The organism is Mesorhizobium sp. M1A.F.Ca.ET.072.01.1.1, assembly GCF_004023325.1.
Taxonomy (GTDB): domain Bacteria; phylum Pseudomonadota; class Alphaproteobacteria; order Rhizobiales; family Rhizobiaceae; genus Mesorhizobium.
Genome location: NZ_RZSF01000829.1, coordinates 1 through 203, shown reverse-complemented (window position 1 = coordinate 203; position 203 = coordinate 1). Strand labels below are relative to the sequence as shown.

1 protein-coding gene is annotated in these 203 nt (G+C 62.1%); it reads left to right on the top strand.

The features are described 5' to 3' along the window. Positions 1-17: 17 nt before the first annotated feature. Positions 18-203 (top strand): porin (locus EOA32_RS38230; RefSeq protein WP_189407776.1); only part of this gene is annotated, 186 nt, incomplete at its 3' end.

Below are 203 nucleotides of genomic sequence, written 5' to 3'. Positions count from 1 at the left end.
TGACTGGAGGTCAGAAAATGAACATCAAGAGCCTTCTTCTCGGCTCAGCTGCGGCCCTGATCGCAGTTTCCGGTGCTCGCGCCGCCGACGCGGTGACCGTCGCCGAGCCGGAACCGGCTGAATACGTCAAGATCTGCGACGTGTACGGGGCCGGCTACTTCTACATTCCCGGCACCGAAACCTGCCTGCGCATCGGCGGCTAT